General features: G+C 35.4%; 13 protein-coding genes and 1 pseudogene. 1 reads left to right on the plus strand and 13 read right to left on the minus strand.

Annotated features, from left to right (window positions below):
* Positions 1-9: 9 nt before the first annotated feature.
* The 13 genes and pseudogenes from C406_RS0110515 to C406_RS0110585 all read right to left on the minus strand — a co-directional run bounded on the left by C406_RS0110515 (position 10) and on the right by C406_RS0110585 (position 15,899).
* A complete protein-coding gene (locus tag C406_RS0110515; RefSeq protein WP_017380580.1) occupies positions 10-1,197 on the minus strand; it encodes a M24 family metallopeptidase in 1,188 nt (395 codons plus the stop codon).
* A gap of 647 nt (positions 1,198-1,844) precedes the next feature.
* Positions 1,845-3,548, minus strand: coding sequence for a PucR family transcriptional regulator (locus C406_RS0110525; RefSeq protein ID WP_017380582.1), 1,704 nt, complete (start codon positions 3,546-3,548; stop codon positions 1,845-1,847).
* Positions 3,549-3,657: 109 nt separating this feature from the next.
* Positions 3,658-5,106, minus strand: a pseudogene (gene aspA, locus C406_RS19515) (aspartate ammonia-lyase).
* A 22-nt stretch (positions 5,107-5,128) separates the two neighbouring features.
* Positions 5,129-6,142: a hydroxyectoine utilization dehydratase EutB gene (gene eutB, locus C406_RS0110535; protein WP_017380585.1), complete on the minus strand. Its 1,014-nt coding sequence runs from the start codon at positions 6,140-6,142 to the stop codon at positions 5,129-5,131.
* A gap of 482 nt (positions 6,143-6,624) precedes the next feature.
* Complete coding sequence (locus C406_RS0110540) at positions 6,625-7,029, minus strand: PaaI family thioesterase (RefSeq protein WP_017380586.1); 405 nt, start codon at positions 7,027-7,029, stop codon at positions 6,625-6,627.
* Positions 7,030-7,289: 260 nt separating this feature from the next.
* The gene (locus C406_RS0110545) at positions 7,290-7,892 is read right to left on the minus strand and encodes an alpha/beta hydrolase (RefSeq protein WP_017380587.1); all 603 of its coding nucleotides are present in this window, start codon (positions 7,890-7,892) and stop codon (positions 7,290-7,292) included.
* Positions 7,893-7,917: 25 nt separating this feature from the next.
* Positions 7,918-8,526, minus strand: coding sequence for a flavin reductase family protein (locus tag C406_RS0110550; RefSeq protein WP_026045670.1), 609 nt, complete (start codon positions 8,524-8,526; stop codon positions 7,918-7,920).
* Between the two features lie 103 nt (positions 8,527-8,629).
* Positions 8,630-9,169 carry an NADPH-dependent FMN reductase gene (locus C406_RS0110555; protein WP_237740545.1) on the minus strand — a complete coding sequence of 180 codons (540 nt, stop codon included), beginning with the start codon at positions 9,167-9,169 and terminating at the stop codon, positions 8,630-8,632.
* A 75-nt stretch (positions 9,170-9,244) separates the two neighbouring features.
* Entirely contained in the window at positions 9,245-10,228 is a 984-nt protein-coding gene (locus tag C406_RS0110560; protein ID WP_017380590.1) for a ring-cleaving dioxygenase, read from the minus strand.
* Between the two features lie 66 nt (positions 10,229-10,294).
* Complete coding sequence (locus C406_RS0110565) at positions 10,295-10,729, minus strand: MarR family winged helix-turn-helix transcriptional regulator (RefSeq protein WP_017380591.1); 435 nt, start codon at positions 10,727-10,729, stop codon at positions 10,295-10,297.
* 665 nt (positions 10,730-11,394) lie between these two features.
* Positions 11,395-13,401 carry an EAL domain-containing protein gene (locus C406_RS0110575; RefSeq protein ID WP_017380593.1) on the minus strand — a complete coding sequence of 669 codons (2,007 nt, stop codon included), beginning with the start codon at positions 13,399-13,401 and terminating at the stop codon, positions 11,395-11,397.
* 375 nt (positions 13,402-13,776) lie between these two features.
* On the minus strand, positions 13,777-14,580 hold the full coding sequence (locus C406_RS0110580; RefSeq protein WP_017380594.1) for a hypothetical protein: 804 nt from the start codon (positions 14,578-14,580) through the stop codon (positions 13,777-13,779).
* Between the two features lie 50 nt (positions 14,581-14,630).
* The gene (locus C406_RS0110585; protein ID WP_017380595.1) at positions 14,631-15,899 is read right to left on the minus strand and encodes an ATP-binding protein; all 1,269 of its coding nucleotides are present in this window, start codon (positions 15,897-15,899) and stop codon (positions 14,631-14,633) included.
* A 323-nt stretch (positions 15,900-16,222) separates the two neighbouring features.
* On the opposite strand from C406_RS0110585, the gene C406_RS0110590 reads away from it, so the two are divergent.
* On the plus strand, positions 16,223-17,161 hold the full coding sequence (locus C406_RS0110590; protein ID WP_017380596.1) for an MBL fold metallo-hydrolase: 939 nt from the start codon (positions 16,223-16,225) through the stop codon (positions 17,159-17,161).
* Positions 17,162-17,186: the final 25 nt, after the last annotated feature.

A 17,186-nucleotide genomic window follows, 5' to 3' on the forward strand; every position in this document is an offset into this window, starting at 1 on the left:
TTATGGAGTCTAGTTTTTCATTAACACTCCATCTTTAATAAACAACTCTCTTGGGAAATTTGCGAAAGTTTCACATCCAGTTTCTGTTACTCTAAAGGATTCACTCGCTTCAAATCCGTAGTGATCAAACCAAATACCAGGAATTAGATGGAATGTCATATTCGGCTGAAGAATTGTTTTGTCTCCTTTACGGATACTTGCTGTATGTTCGCCCCAGTCAGGAGGATAATTCAGCCCCATTGAATAACCAAGACGGGATTCTTTTATAATGCCACTTCTCTCTATTGATTTTCTCCAAGTTTCTTCAATTTCTTCACATGTGATACCTGGCTTAATCATGTCAAGACAACTGCTTAACCCTTCGACAACAACATCTGAAAGCGCTTTAATTTTATCGGAAGGCTGTCCGATATTAACTGTTCTTGCAAGTGGTGAGTGGTAGCGTTTATAACAGCCTGCTAATTCTAAAATAACTGTATCACCTTGTTTATAGCGTTCATCTGTCCATGTTAAATGAGGCGTTGAGGTTTTCTCGCCAGACGGGAGCATTGGCATAATTGCCGGATAATCGCCGCCGAACTCTGCTGTTCCAGTGACTTGCGTGTGTAATATTTTCGCTGCAACATCACATTCACGAACACCTACATTAATCAAATTAATTCCATCCATCATAGCTTTTTCTACGATTAACGCAGCACGCTTTATATACTCGATTTCTTGATTAGATTTCACAATACGAACCCAGTTTACTAAAAGAGATGCATCCTTAAACGTAGCATTTGGTAACCCTTTTTTTAGCTGTTCGTAACATTTTGCAGTGAAATAATAATTTTCCATTTCAACACCGACTGAACGGGTATCTAAACCAATTTGTTTTAAAATATCAGCTACAAAGTCCATAGGGTGCTTTGTATTAGATTGGACATAATCTTCTGGATAAGGAATGATGTTTTCATGGTATAGCCATGTTGTTAATTTTGCTCCGTTTGCATCCAGCGTTCTTCCAATCCATATAGGTTGATCTTCGTCATTAATTATCACTAACATTTGATGTACATAGAAGGACCAACCATCATAACCAGATAAATAGTTCATATTAGCTGGATCTGTAATAAGTAATACTTCAACCCCTTGTAATGCCATTCTTTCTTTCGTTTTACGAACTCTCTCTTTATACTCTATTGTTCCAAATGACATGGGTACCATCCTTCCTAATATATCAATGCTTATTAAATTTTCGGAATAATTAGTCCGTGAGTTTATTATAGTATAAGAGCTCGGAATCTATCATCCGTAATATTGTATGAATATTCAATAAGTTTATAGTCAAATTAGCTATTAGTTTTGCGATGCTTTTTAATTCATGAAGAGTTTTTCAATTCCTCTAGAATCAGCGAGCCGTCAGAATTATATTCTATATTTAGTAAAGTCCTTAATATTGTGTAAAGTCGTATACAATGAATTCGGAATGAAACTGTATAGAATATTTTTCAAGACCACATTTTATAAGTATCAATATATTTCATTGAAAACCTAATAACATCATCGTAGCTGCTGAAAAAGCATTTTTAGAACGTTGCCTTCCATAATATCCAATAATTACAACTGATCCATCGCTCAACATTAAATCCATATCTTTTTGACGATGCGAGAAGCGTTATAGTGTTGCAAAACCCTTCTTTTCAGGAGAAAACACTAAAATAAAGTAAAAAACGATTTGAAAACCTTAGTCGTTCAGAATGTGAAAAATGTTTTTACTTTTTAGACATTAAAATAAGACCGATATACAAATCCTCTAACTTAATGGATTTTATACCGGTCCTATTATTTTAATTATATCTTGCTTATGTTATTTTTTCAGAGACACCCATTTTCCAAGTTTTAATACTCAATTCCAATAAAAATAAATCATCAGGATCAATAAGCGATAGGCCTGTCAATGACTCAATTTTCCTAAGTCGATATAACAAGGACTGTCTGTGTAAATTTAATGACCTTGCCGTTTGACTAACATTTCCATGATACTGATTATATGCACTAAATGTACTAATTAAATCCATATTACTCTGGCCGTCATATTGAACGAGTGGTTCTAATGTCGACATAATGACTTCTTTCATCTCATTATTTTGAGCAAGATTTAAGAGCACACGGTCAACCCGCGTGTTTTCATACATCATACGATGACCTATTCCTTTTTTACGTCTTCCAATATTTAATGCAACGTTTGCATTTTGATAGCTTTCCGCAAATCCCTCAAAATCTTCGCAATAGCACCCTACACCCCAAGATATAATAACTTCAGGGAGTAAATTTCCTAAACGACGTTCTACTAAATCTAGGAAGTTCGTTGCGCCTTCATTTTCTGTTTTGGAAGGAACTTCAAGAAAAATAAGAAGCTGTTCTCCTTGATACGTCATCATTACTTCTCGTTTAATGGATTGTGATGCATAAAAAATCTCTTCTTCAATATAATGAATCATGCTTTCAAGCCAATGGACAAATGAATCATAATCTTTTTTTCTTTTCTCAAATAGCAACTGTAGGTTTTCAGGAAACCCTACAATAGAAATATATTTGCGTTTTAAATTATATCCGAGCAATTTCGCCCTTGAATTTGCCTGATCATAGGAAGCGAACTCTCCTTTTGCTAACTCTTGAACAAAATCACTTCGTAAACTTATTTTCGTCGCCTCAATGGCATTTTTCCTTGAAAGCCATAGAGCTACTGTTGTCGCTGCATGCTCCAATACATTCACGTGATACTGTGTTAAATAGGAGTCCACTGATGTATTAGGAGGTAACATCACAAAAATATAGCCTTGTGCGTCCCCTAAAACTTGCAGCACAGGTAGTTGAAGTATACACTTACCATCTATTTCAACCATTTGGAACTTCTGTATCATTGGATCATGACTTACCAAGGTTGTCTCCTTTCTTAAAGGAAGGATTCCCTGCAGAACATAGGTCTCCCACTTTTTAATAAAGGCTTGAGTCTGACCATTTTTTTCTTGAATAGATCCTAGTCGGTCAGTAATAACAATCGTACAATTAATGTGCCTTTGAATAAATTTCGAGATATGATTAAGATCTTTATCTTGTAGAATTAATTTTAACAACTCTTGCTGTACTTCCTCTGATTTTTCCCGTTCTTTGTACTGAATATCGTTAATATCTTTCATAACCTCTTCAACGATACTGGAAAATCGGATTTCCCATGGAATTTCAATAATCTTGAAATCATGCTTCTCAGCCAATTCAATGACCTCTCTAGGAATATCAAATATATGTCTTCCCATCGCGATCATAAGCGCTGTCGCTTCAGAGTCTATAATATCTTGTACAAACGTTACAAATATTTCAACGTCGTTGTTGCATCCAATAGCAGTTGTTAATACTACTTCATTTTTACGGACGAAATTTTCAACAGGCATCTCAATTACTGAAATCCATTGAATATTTCGCTCATTTTCAACATTTTTACCTGTTATAATTCTTGCGTTTTTAAGATTTTCGTAATGTAGAATATCCTCTAATGTTAATATCATGATTCCCCACTCCTACCACTTAAAGATTAACACGGTAAAAATCCTTATTAAAAACTTTATCGAGGTAGCGTTTAACTACTACCAATCAATAGTTATATTATTACAATGACTAGGAGTTGATCAAATGTAAAGTGTTTATTTTCTCACTATCAAAAAGAGCAGCACCAGAAATACCTGGCTCTGTCATTTCATATGGGTTTAAAATAAGATCAAGTTCTTCTTCTGTTAACACGTCGTAAAGCAAGCATAATTCACGAACAGATTTTCCATTTATGATTGCTTCTCTTGCAATCCTTGCTGCCACTTCATAGCCGATATGAGGATTAACTGCTGTAATAATTCCCACGCTTTTTTCCACATAACTCTTTAAATGTTCTTCATTTGCTTCTATACCCACAAGGCAGTATTCTGTAAAAACACTGAATGCATTATTCATGATGCTAATAGACTGTAACAAATTAAACACAAGTACAGGTTCCATCACATTTAACTCAAGCTGACCAGCTTCAGAGGCCAAACAAATTGTATGATCGTTACCTATTACTTGAAATGCAACCTGATTAATCATCTCGGGCATGACTGGGTTTACTTTTCCTGGCATAATCGACGAACCAGGCTGCCTAGCTGGCAAAAAGATCTCACCAAGTCCTGCTCTTGGACCTGATGCCATTAAACGAATATCATTTGCTATTTTGGACATGTTCATCATGCATACCTTTAGTGCAGCTGAAACTTCAGTATATGCATCCGTATTTTGTGTCGCATCCACTAAATGTTCCGCTCCCGTTAGTGGCAGACCACTAATATCAGACAAGTGATTGATTACCTTTTTGATATAATGTGGATCGGCATTTAGTCCGGTTCCAACAGCTGTTGCTCCCATATTCACTTCATATAAATGTTGACGTGATTGCTTAATACGCTTAATATCACGTCCTACTACACGGCTATATGCTTCAAATTCTTGCCCAAGACGAATAGGGACCGCATCTTGAAGATGTGTTCTCCCCATCTTTATCACATGATCGAATTGTTGTGCCTTTTTCTTAAACACTGCAAGCATCTGCTGCATTGTATAAAGTAGTTTTTCTAGTAGGTTAAGAGTTGCAATATGAATTGCAGTTGGAAAAACATCGTTAGTTGATTGTGACATATTTACATGATTGTTTGGACTCAGTAGCTTATAGTCCCCTTTCTCTTTACCAAGTAATTCAAGAGCACGATTAGCGATAACCTCATTCACATTCATATTCATTGAAGTACCAGCACCACCTTGGATGGGATCTACGATAAAATACTCGTGCAATTTTCCTCCAATGATTTCGTCTGCTGCTTTTACAATTGGATGACATAATCCTCCATTTAAAAGTTTCACATCCATATTCGCTAATGCTGCTGCTTTTTTCACGATCACTAAAGCTCTAATTAGTTCCTCATGAATCCGATAGCCTGTGATCGGGAAATTTTCAACAGCACGTATTGTTTAGATGCCATAATATGCTTGCATTGGCACTTCCTTCGACCCTAAAAAATCACTCTCAATTCTCACATTAAACATACCAACACCATTTGACATAATCTCACCCTTTCTTTTCCAGAGTATACTTTTGAATTAGCTTTAGCAGAGTAGAAATGTCAACGTTGTTTCCACTTATAATAACAGCGACATCCCCCTCTTGATGAGGAATATTATTACCTAAAACTGCCGCAATTCCTGTTGCTGCTGCACCTTCCATAACAATTCTATGTTTGTCGATCATATAGGCCATACTATAAGCAATCTCTTCTTCAGGAATAAGCACGACATCATCCATATATTGTTGCACCATTTTAAACGTGTATTGATTATCAAGACCAATTCCACCTAATAAACTATCTGCTAATGTCTCGCTTTCTTCAAGCTCTACTGGTTTACCAACGTTCAAACTTTCATACATGACCGCTGATTGTTCCATTGAAACACCAGTTACTCTAATAGCACGATCATTAGATTTTAATGCCAAGCTAATTCCGGAGAGTAGACCACCTCCTGAAAGAGGAACAATCACGTCTGTTAGATTAGGAAGATCCTCTAATAATTCCAAGCCAATTGTTCCTTGTCCTGCAATAACATGAGGATCATCAAATGGCTGAATAACCGTTAATCCCTTCTCTCTTTCCAACTTATAACAATACTCTCCTGCGGCATCTTGGCTATCACCAACTACCACAATTTGAGCTCCCAGCCTTTTTAATGAATCTACTTTTGCTTTTGGTACTCGATTTGAAATGCATACAACAGCATCAATTCCAAGTTTTTTCGCTACAAAAGCTACAGCCATACCATGGTTTCCAGTTGAATACGTTACAACCCCACGCCTTTTTTCTTCTTCACTCAGGCTAAGGATTTTATTGGCTGCTCCTCTTATTTTGAATGCTCCAACTTCATGAACATTTTCAAGCTTTAAATAAACAGGACGACCTATTTTTTCCGATAGAATATTAGACTGAATTAATGGTGTTTTATTTACAATAGCAGAAATTCGTTTTCTCGCTTCCCAAACATCACCAATTTCCATGTCTTTTCCTTCTTTTGATTGTTTTGTATTAGTCATATTATCCTCCCAACATTGATGGTTATTTTTTTGTAATTATTAGGTTTATACTAATCTCTTCTATAAGTTATATCTATTGTCAATCCTGACTACAAACAGTGTGAATTTTCATACAATTTAGAAATGTAGATCCCTTTAGACTAAATGCGGGAATGTATTAGTCTGCTATTTGTATTCATAAATGTAAAATCAAATCGAATTATTGTCTATTGATTGATATACATGAGTATCATTTATCAGAATTTGAGTGCAATAAAAAAGAGAATTCCAGGTCGTTTTCGGACAAAACTTTAACATAAATAACAAAAGAAACGAGTGGTAGCCAAAGGCTATCTCTCGTTTCTTTTTATGTTGGTGTTCCATTGTCGGGTGTGCGTCCATCTCTCCCCCGAAACCCATACGTATCAATTTTAAATTAATGAAAGATAGAATCTTCCATTAAAATGATTAGCATCACAAGGTTTTGAGAACTGATGGTTTTCTTATGAATCTCGAAATAACTTAAATGTGCCAATTGCTTTGGCTAAAGTTTTCCCTTGTTCATCGTATATCTCGCCTTCTGCAGTAACAATTCGGTACCCTTGTTGAACTATTTTAGCTGTGGCGAATATAGTTCCTTCTGTTGAAGGGGCAAGATAATTTATATTTAAATTAATAGTTGCACATTTAGCTTTTGTTGTAATTTGGGTCTTCATTCCCAAAACTTGATCCAACATAGCTCCATGAACACCGCCATGCAAAGTTTCATTTACATTTAGTAAATGATCATTTATTTCTAGCTTTATTAAAACCTTATCTTCTTGAAAATCAATAATTTCAAAACCCATATATGAAAAGAATGGACTTTTCTCAAAGCTAACACGTATATTTTGTAAGACTTTTTCCAAATGATTCACCCCTTACCTAATATCATCTCATGATTTTTAATTTTTTTGTACCAATTGTTCTTTATCATTAACAATTCTACTCGCCTTGAACCAATTAATATGGCTAAATACAGAGTACTGGCGACAATTTGATTATACAAATAAAGAAGAAATCAAGAAGACGCCGATTAATGTGACAAAACCACATTAGTCGGCGTCTTTTATTCGGTTTTGTAATTCAATACCACTTGAAACTTGAAAACCCAAGTCATACTACTTTTTTATAACTGTTGATACCATTTCTCTGCAGCTTCTACTTCACTCATTATTAATTGATGGCCTTGGTTTTCCCAATGGATGTTGACTGTTGCATGAGCAGCTTCTAGCAATTGTTTAAGATCCACTGACTCTTGTTGCGGACAAATGGGATCGTTTTTCCCAGCTGTAATAAATACGTGTTTTCCTGATAAATCAGGAAGCACTATTCCTCGTCTAGGCACCATTGGATGATGTAAAATGGCTCCTCTAATCGCATTGTCAAAATGGAATAGCAGGCTTGCTGCAATATTTGCGCCATTTGAATAGCCAATAGCAAGAATGTTTTCGCGATCAAATTCATACTTTGCGGCCGCTTCATCTAAAAAAGCATTTAATTCATTTGTGCGGAAAATTAAATCCTCCTCATCAAAAATACCTTCTGCTAATCTTCTAAAAAATCTAGGCATCCCATTTTCTAAAACATTGCCTCTAACACTTAATACGGAAGCCTCTTTATCGACAATATTAGCTAAAGGTAATAAATCTTGCTCATTTCCGCCCGTTCCGTGTAATAACAATAAAACAGGTTTTGTTGAATCTGCACCTTGTTTAAAAACATGTTCCATTTATTATTTCTCTCCTTTCAACCGTCTACTGCGGTCTATCAATCGAAAAAATGTCGCCAATCGTCGCATAATCTGTGCCAGCTAAGCGACTGACTGCATTTAAAGCTCTTGGATCAATTCGGCCATCTTTGTAAATCTCTTTATCAATATGAAATTGAAGAATTTCCCCTATGAATAAATCACAGCTCGGCTCGGCTTTCCCTCCTAAAGGGATCGCTTGTACGAGCTTACATTCCATACGGATCTTAGACTCTTTAATTCCGGGTACCGATACATGTGTACTTTGAATAGCTGTTAGCTTTGCCAATTCAATTTCACTTTCATCAGCCGGTAAGCTCGCTGATGTTTCGTTAATCTTTGCGACATTTTCATCATCTACTATATGCACAACAAATTCATGATTATTATTTATATTGTTAGCAGTATCTTTCATTCGTCCTTTAGGTCGCTGTACCGTTATTGAAATCATTGGAGGATTTGATGAAACAATATTAAAGTAACTAAACGGTGCACCATTCAAGACCCCATCGTCTGATTGCGTCGTGACGAATGCGATTGGTCTTGGAATGATAGAACCTATCATTAATTTATAATTATCCCGCTCACTATTTTGCTTTGGATCAATTGAAATCAATTTCATCAGTTCCTTCCTCTATCAGTCAAGTAGCGAATACACGGTTCTTTTAAGTTTAAGCTAGCAACATGAACTAACTACTAGGTTCAATTTCGAATAAAATTTACGGACGAAGCGTTTTTAATGCAGTTGTCCAAGGAATTACTTGGTCTAACATTTGGTTTACTGAATCTATTTGCACATCTGCTGGTTTAAATACTGAACCGTTTTCGAAGTCAGTGAATAATGATAAGGCTGGATGAACGCGCACATGTGCTACGCTTAATTCACTTAAAATACCTCTTAAATGTTCTGTTGCACGAGCTCCGCCTACTGAACCATATGATACAATACCCGCTGCTTTATTATTCCACTCAACGCGTAAGTAATCCAAAGCATTTTTTAAAGCTCCAGTGATCGAGTGGTTATATTCTTGGACGATAAATACAAATCCATCACAGCCATTAATTTGCGCTGACCAATCTGCCGCACCTGATGCATCTCCACCCACTTCACCTAATAGTGGTAATTTGAAATCCGCGATGTCGATAATTTGATAATCAGCGTCTCCGCGTTTGTCTGCTAGTTCTTTCACCCATGCACCTACTTGTGGACTAACTCTTCCTTCACGTGTACTGCCTAAAACAATCCCTATTTTCAACATATCATTTCCTCCTTTTTCTAGTGTTTTATTGTCTAATCCAAAAACTTTTTTTAATAAACTCATTTTAATCCCTCATTATTCATATTTTTTTGTTAGTTCTTTTGTGCTTCTTACCGTATCAATTGGTCGAACAAGCTTTTCAATTTGCACACGCTTCGGCTCTAAAAATGGTGGTAAAGATAGCTTTTCACCCATTGTTTCATATGGTTCATCACCCATAAACCCTGGACCATCCGTTGCAAATTCAAATAATATTTGTGGTGTCACGCGTGTATAAAGTGATTCAAAGAAGTGACGATTCACATAACCAGATGTTTGGAAACCAAAAGTCTCAAGTCTATTTGTCCACTCATCTAATACCGCTCTGTCTTCTACTCTGAAAGCAACATGGTGAACTGTGCCGAAGCCTTGTTGACCATTTGACATTGCTTCATTATGCTCAACGATAATCTGCGCTCCGTTTCCGCCCTCTCCCGCTTCAAATAAGTGATAAGATCCTTCTGCAGCAACTTCTTTAAACAACATGACTTTTTCTAACATTTGTTTAAAGTAATTCACATCAGCAATACGTATGAAAATCGGTCCTAAACCCGTAATGGCAAATTCTAATGGAATCGGTCCTTTTTGCCAAGGTGTACCAGAAGCGACACCTTTATTGAACTCATCAGAAATCATTTGATATTGTTGATCGTCAAAATCCACGAATGACAATGTCTTTTTACCAAACTGTTCTTCAATACCCGTATGTTTAACTTCTAATCGGTCAAAACGTTTTACCCAATAGGCAAGTGCTGTATCAGTTGGCACTCGAAATGATGTTTTTGAAATCTCATTTGTACCATGCGTCCCCTTTGGTGTGTTTGGGAAATCAAAGAACGTCATATCCGTTCCAGCGTTTCCTTTGTCATCTGCAAAGAATAAATGATACGTTTTAATATCATCTTGGTTGACTGTTTTCTTCACTAAACGCATACCCAATACATATGTGAAAAATTCGTAGTTCTTTTCTGCACTGCTTGTAATAGCTGTTACATGGTGAATTCCTTTTAAATGATTCATTAATTTTCCTCCTATAATTTATCCTCAATATCAATATCTCGAATTAAAGATATTACCTAAAAAAATTTATACCGTTTCTGCATGATGTCCAACTCGTTTAAGTAATTCAATCATGTCATTAATATCTTTATCTGCTAACTGTTCAAAGATTTCATTAATTTTCGTTTCATGCTGAGGGAAAATTCGATCCATAAATTCCTTCCCATCACTCGTTATAGCAGCAAATGTCACACGACGATCATCTGGACATGCTTTACGAATAGCAAAATTCTTGTGCTCAAGCTTATCTACTACATACGTAATGCTACCACTTGAAATAAGAATCTTCTTCCCAATACTTTGTATCGGTTGGTCTCCTTTATGGTACAGCAATTCTAATACAGCGAATTCGGTTTGATTTAATCCATATGTGGCTGCATCTTTTTTAATCACTTCTTGAATTGCTTGAGAGGCACGAAGTATAACTGTAACTGCTTTTAATTTATTAGTAGTTGATACCATTCGTTTCCCTTCTTCCAATTTATCTCGAATTCATTTATCTTTAATTCAAGATAAATTTAACATGTATTTTATCACTTGTCAAATGGTTTGGATTTATGTTGAAACTGCGATTATGATTTCCGGGTCAATTCATACCAATTCGTTTTGGATACAACCTAGAAGTCACAAAGAAAACCTTCACCCTAGTAAAGGTGATTTCCGTTTCAGGCGGACGCTTTCCGCGGGGCGAGCGTCGAGCCTCCTCGTCGCTTGCGCTTCCTGCGGGGTCTCGTCTGTCTCGCTTTTCCCGCCGGAGTCGCCGCCTTCCACTTCAATCATTCACCTGTTAATATATAATCAAGTGATAACAATATAGTTTTAATAATAAAGTTAAAAAAGCGTTTCAAATGAAAGCATCCACCCTAGAGAACGGTTTTTTAATGTACAATCCACTAATAAACAAAGATAGATCAATGAGCAAAATTCACTTCCACTGAGAGAAAAATTGCGGTTTTTAAAAAGGGGAAACTTTACATTAATCGAATTTACGAGAGTCACATCAAATAAATCCAATTTTAGAATGTTAATTTCCATATACTAAAAACACCAGGAACACCGGGTTCTTGGTACATTTTTTATCTACTTTCTTAAGTCACAAAAAACCCTTCACACTAATGTGAAAGGTTTTACTTACTTCTATTTTCAATATATTTCTGTTGAAAGTCCTTAATTGAGATGGGTTTCTCAAAATAATAGCCTTGAAAGAAGTTGCAGCCATGTTCCATTAAGAAAGTAATTTCATGGTCATTTTCCACACCTTCTGCAACTAAATCACATTGTAAGCTATTTGATAAATGTATGATGGATTTTAACACCGCTTCTGACTGTGGATCATTGCCAATACGCTGAATAAAATAGCGATCAATTTTTATTTTATCAATTGGAAAATTAGTTAAAGAAGAAAACATAGAAAAACCTGTGCCAAAATCATCAAGCGCTATACGAATTCCTTTTTCTCGACATTTATTTATGTGTTTTAACATTAAGGCAGAAGTGACTAAACGTGTGTCTTCTGTTATTTCCAGTTCTACTAAGTTATATGGAATTTGGTATTTTGCTAAGAGCTTATATAAGTCATCAAAAAATAACTCTTTTGATAATATTGACGAAGTCACATTAATGGATACTCGTTTATCGAAACCAAAATTATTAATCCAATTTGACACGGTTGAAAAAACTTCCTCCATTAAATAGCGTGTTAATTTCAGCATAGTCCCGCTTTCCTCAACAATTTCAATAAAGTAAAGTGGAGATAACATCCCAAGTTTAGAATGATTCCAGCGACTCAACACTTCAAAACTATACATTTCATTGGTTATTCCACTTATTTGAGGTTGTAAAACAAAATAAATGCCTTCTTTTGAGAGATCACCTTGCAAAGATTGTTCTATCGTCAATCTTTTCGATAATTCTTCTGTCATATTTACTTCGTAAAAACAAAAATCCCGTTCACTCGATTGTTTTGAATAATACATCGCCGTTTCTGTAGCGCTGAGCATTTGATTACAATTAAGCCCATCAAGAGGGAATTGGCTAATGCCTATACTGACTGCCACGGTAAATTCATGGTTCATATTAATTTCAATAGGGTTCTTCAGATGATTGACAATATCTTCAACAATCTGTTCAATTATATCCCGATCTGTTTCTTTGACTACAATAAGAAAATCATCACCACCAAGATGAGAAAGTTCCCCATATGGTAGTAAAAGTGTGTTTAGGCGTTCCGCTAAATGAATTAACAGCTCATCGCCCATTTGATGTCCATATAAATCATTAATATTTTTAAACCCATTGATATCTAAATACATGGTTGAAAAACCAGTTTCACTCTCAATTAGCTCTTCTATCTTTTCGGAAATCGCTTTTCGATTCGGTAATAACGTTAGACGGTCCGTATTTTCATATGCCTCTTTTTGCATTTCCGATTCTTTCTTCAAGTTAATATTTTTGAAGTAGATGGATACACCACCATCAACCCTCGGGTAGGAATGTATTTCAAACCAACTAGTTAGTGTATCGAAATAAGCTTCAAAAGATATGTATACTTTTTCCTTCATGGTCTTTGTATAGTGCATATGAAACTCAGAATTAACAGCTTCAGGATAAATTTCAAATATATTTTTCCCAATTACTTCCTCAGCGTTAATATTTAATACACGTTGCGCTATACCATTCAGATGAGTAATCTGCCAGTTCTCGTTTAATGACATAAAGGCATCTGTCATACTTTCCAACACATCCGCAACAACTTCATCCGACTGAACTTCTTTTGTTACATTTCGATGACGAATAAATGCGCCCTGATGTCCATTTAGTAATAAACATTTTTCAACATTCATGCGAAAAAACCGTTCATTGTAGGGTCCATGACAAGAATAAATAGTCGAAAACTCATGTCTCTTACTGTTTAAAACATCTTTAATTCCATTACGTTCTAGGATGAACTGATCATCCAGGAATTCTAAATAATTCACACCAACTGAGGTAGTATTTAAGTCCCCATCGTTTTCTAACGAAAACTGTTTCCATGCTTGGTTCGTATATTGTATGTAGCCCTTAAGGTCAATTATGGCAATATGATCTTCTAATGCATCTAACATGGATTGTATGACTTGTGGAAACTCATTCATTATACTCTCTCCTATAACTCAATAATAAAATATGATTCCCGTTTCTTTATACTACTATGAGGAGAATTGAAAATGCAAAAATCTTTTGGTATATATACCTACTCCCTCATTATAATCTCCCCATAACAAAATTTGTTTACTTTATGCAAAATATTACATAAAAAAATTAATCCATTTGTCCAATTTATGTTTAATTGGTTTCTTAAGTCTTACTGAAGGACAAATCAAACGGATCTTTTTGATGCGTTATAGTGTGGAAGACTTTGTTATTCAATTGAAAAGTGATGTAACTAGGCTCTGCTCATCTTGCATGTTAACTGCTATAGGAAAAAGAGAAGTGCAAGGAGACTTTTGTCACCTCGCACTTCTCTTTCCTTATAACGAATAAATTTCTATTAGTTCATGAATCGTTCCTACTACACTTCCCAAAACCTGGCCTTTAAGAGCATCTGGTACAGATTCATTGGTTGGATTTCTATAAATGAAATGATCTACGTCCGCGTTATAAGTAAACCCAAAACTCATTACTGTTTGTTTTAAAGAATCTGGAAACTGATTTGAACCCGTAATTTCTTTGAAATACGCTGTAGTTGCTAAATATAGCTCTACATCATCAAGGTTTGAAGAAACAATGAACAGATCAGTGTCACCTTGTAAAATCCATTGTCCTTTAGAATAAATAGAAATTCTTACATGTTCTAATCCAGAAATCCCATCTAAATTCACACCGAATATTTGATTGATTACTACTCTAGTATCCTCTCCAGTAAGAGAATAATTATGAGCTTCAATTGCACGATCCATGACTTCATTTTTTGTCATAGCCATTATTTGAGTATCCATTTCAGTAGAATCAGGATCAACGTTTAATGAAATACGAAGGCTCTGCATGACAGAAATAGGGTAAATAGACAGTTTGCTGCCGTAATTTTTTTCTGAGATGTAATTCAAATCAGCGCAAAAAACTTTTTTTACAACTTCACGTACTTCTTTGCCCTTTACCTTATGACCAAATGAGTCTAGGTAACTATCCATTACCTCTACTTTTGTCATAGTATCAATCAACTGATCTAATTGAGTTGAGTTACTTTCCACAAAAAGGCTTAATCTAACAGCTTCCATAACTGCTGTTGAATATTTGGTCGTTTGTTGAATTCCTGTTGAATCCTCAGCACGCATGAACAAATTCCTCCCACTACTTATATCTTCCTAATAGATGTACAAGATTACTATTTAGACTTTGGTAACCATACTTCAACGCAAGTTCCTTCATCTATTTCACTTGTGATATGTATAGACCCTTTATGTGCTTCTATAATGCTTAAGGTGACAGTCATTCCTAAGCCAATTCCATTATCTTTTAAGCTATAAAAAGGTTCACCAATATGTTTTAGCTGGGACTCTTCAATTCCGCACCCATTATCCTCAAATTTAACAGCTACATAGTCCTCGTTTTTATCATATAGTGTAATAGTAATTTCACCCTTTGTAGAAATTGCATCCAGAGCGTTTTTTATGATATTGATAAACACTTGCTTTAGTTTACTATCATTACAATACGTATTAAATTGATCTAGTTCAATCACGTTTATTTGAGTGCTTTGTCGCGACGCTTCTAACGATAACAATTGAACGACTTCTCTCACGATTGTATTCATGTTTTGGTCAGAAAAAATAACATCTGTTGGTTTTGCAATTAGTAGTAGTTCGTTCACAATGCTATTAATGCGATCAATTTCATCAACTAATACGTCAACATGATCATCCAGTTTAATTGTTTTCTCTTGGCTCATTTGCATAAAGCCTTTAATCGTTGTCAGCGGATTTCGAATTTCGTGTGCAACACCTGCAGCAAGTACGCCTAAAACAGCCATTTTTTCAGACTCTCTTAACAAACTCTCTGATTCTTTTAACGCGGTAATATCTCTCCCGATTACTACCAAACCTTTTCTAGAACCATCATCATTAAAAATAGGAACTTTATATGAATCGAAAGTTTTGAATGAGCCATCTCTTGTAGGGACTAATTCTTCACAGCGAGTTGCCTTTCCTGCCTTCCACGCATCTTCGTCTGTCTGTATACAGTAAATTAAAGCATCGTGATAAAAATCTGTATATTGCGCCAGATCTCTGTCCGTTTTACCTTTGCAATCGATGCCTTCTAGTTCAAATAACTGAGCACCAAATTTATTAATTTGGAGCCACTTTCCTTCTCCATCTTTAAATGAAACACAATCGGGCATTGTATCAATTAATAAAGTTAGCTTTTCTTTTTCTTCTTCTATTAGTTTTGAATCTCTTAAATTTCTTATAAAAATAAAGAAAAGAATAGCTGTAAAGAAAATGAATAACAAACCTTTGAATGTTTCCAAGAAGTGGATTTGTTCATCAGAATAGTTAGACATGCTTAATAAGTAATCTGTAACCATAATCCAAATTATACCAATAATTATATATATAAACGGTATCATTTGAATATATTTAGTGTGAATTTTCACTGTTTTACCCCTTAAAATAATTCTAAATTTAATTGAATTCACAATCAATTATATTGTCACATATAATCTACAATTCAGCAATATACTAAAGTTTTAATATACAGGAAAATAGTACCGCTGTTTATTGAGAAAAGAAAAGGTAATTCAGACCATAACCTGTATTCTACATAACGAAAAGAATTTAATGCCTATGAAAAAAAAGTTACAGCTCATTCAATTTGTAAGATTGACCCAGTTGAATTACACTTAAGGAGAGTTTTCTGAATACATGAAAATATTTAATGAGATTGCTAGACGGTACTATATTCTAAGGAGGTTTTATATTGAAAAGTAAACACCCTGTTCAATTGAACGAAAGAATCCACTTAATTGATGGATTTGATTTAGGCTGGGCCGAACGGACTGGCACATATGTAATCAACGAAGAACAACTGACCATTGTTGAATCTGGTCCGAGTCCTTCTGTTCAACATGTCAAAAAAGGCTTGGAAGCGTTAGGATTTTCGCTGGATGAAGTGAAATACATCATTGTCACACATGTTCACCTTGATCACGCAGGAGGCGCAGGATTACTTCTTCAAGATTGTCCGAATGCCAAAGTTGTCGTACATACGAAAGGTGCAAGGCATTTGGCTGACCCTACGAGATTAATAGCTGGCGCACAAATGGTCTACGGCGATAAATTTTTTGATTTATTCGATCCAATTGTTCCAATACCGCAAGAGCGGCTGCTTGTTAAAGATGAAGGTGATGTGTTAGAAATTAGTCCGACATGTACCTTGCAGTTTTTAGATACGCCGGGTCATGCGAAACATCACTTCAGTATTTATGATCCCGTCAGCAACGGCATATTTACTGGAGATACGGTAGGTATCCTTTATGATCAGCTAGTTCGTGATGGTGTGAATTTGTTTCTTCCATCTACTTCACCGAACCAATTTGATCCACAGGCGATGCAACATGCAATTGACCATATGCTCGGTATGAACCTGACTGCTATTTATTATGGGCATTACGGAATGACTAAAAATCCTAACGACGCTCTACAACAAGTAGCTGAATGGTTGAAAGTATTCCTGATAGAGGCACAGGCGGTTGTTGGCGAAGGAAAAGGCGCAGATGAACTTGCGAACAGGCTAATAAGCTTGATAACAAACCATCTTAGAGAATTGGGTATAAAAGACAACCATGATGTGTATAAAATTATTGAATTGGATATGCAGGTCAGCGCTTTAGGCATGATTGATTATTTATCGAAATAAGAGTTTCTTCTATATAATACGACCG

Origin of the sequence: Paenisporosarcina sp. TG-14 (assembly GCF_000297555.1) — a bacterium.
GTDB classification, from domain to species: domain Bacteria; phylum Bacillota; class Bacilli; order Bacillales_A; family Planococcaceae; genus Paenisporosarcina; species Paenisporosarcina antarctica.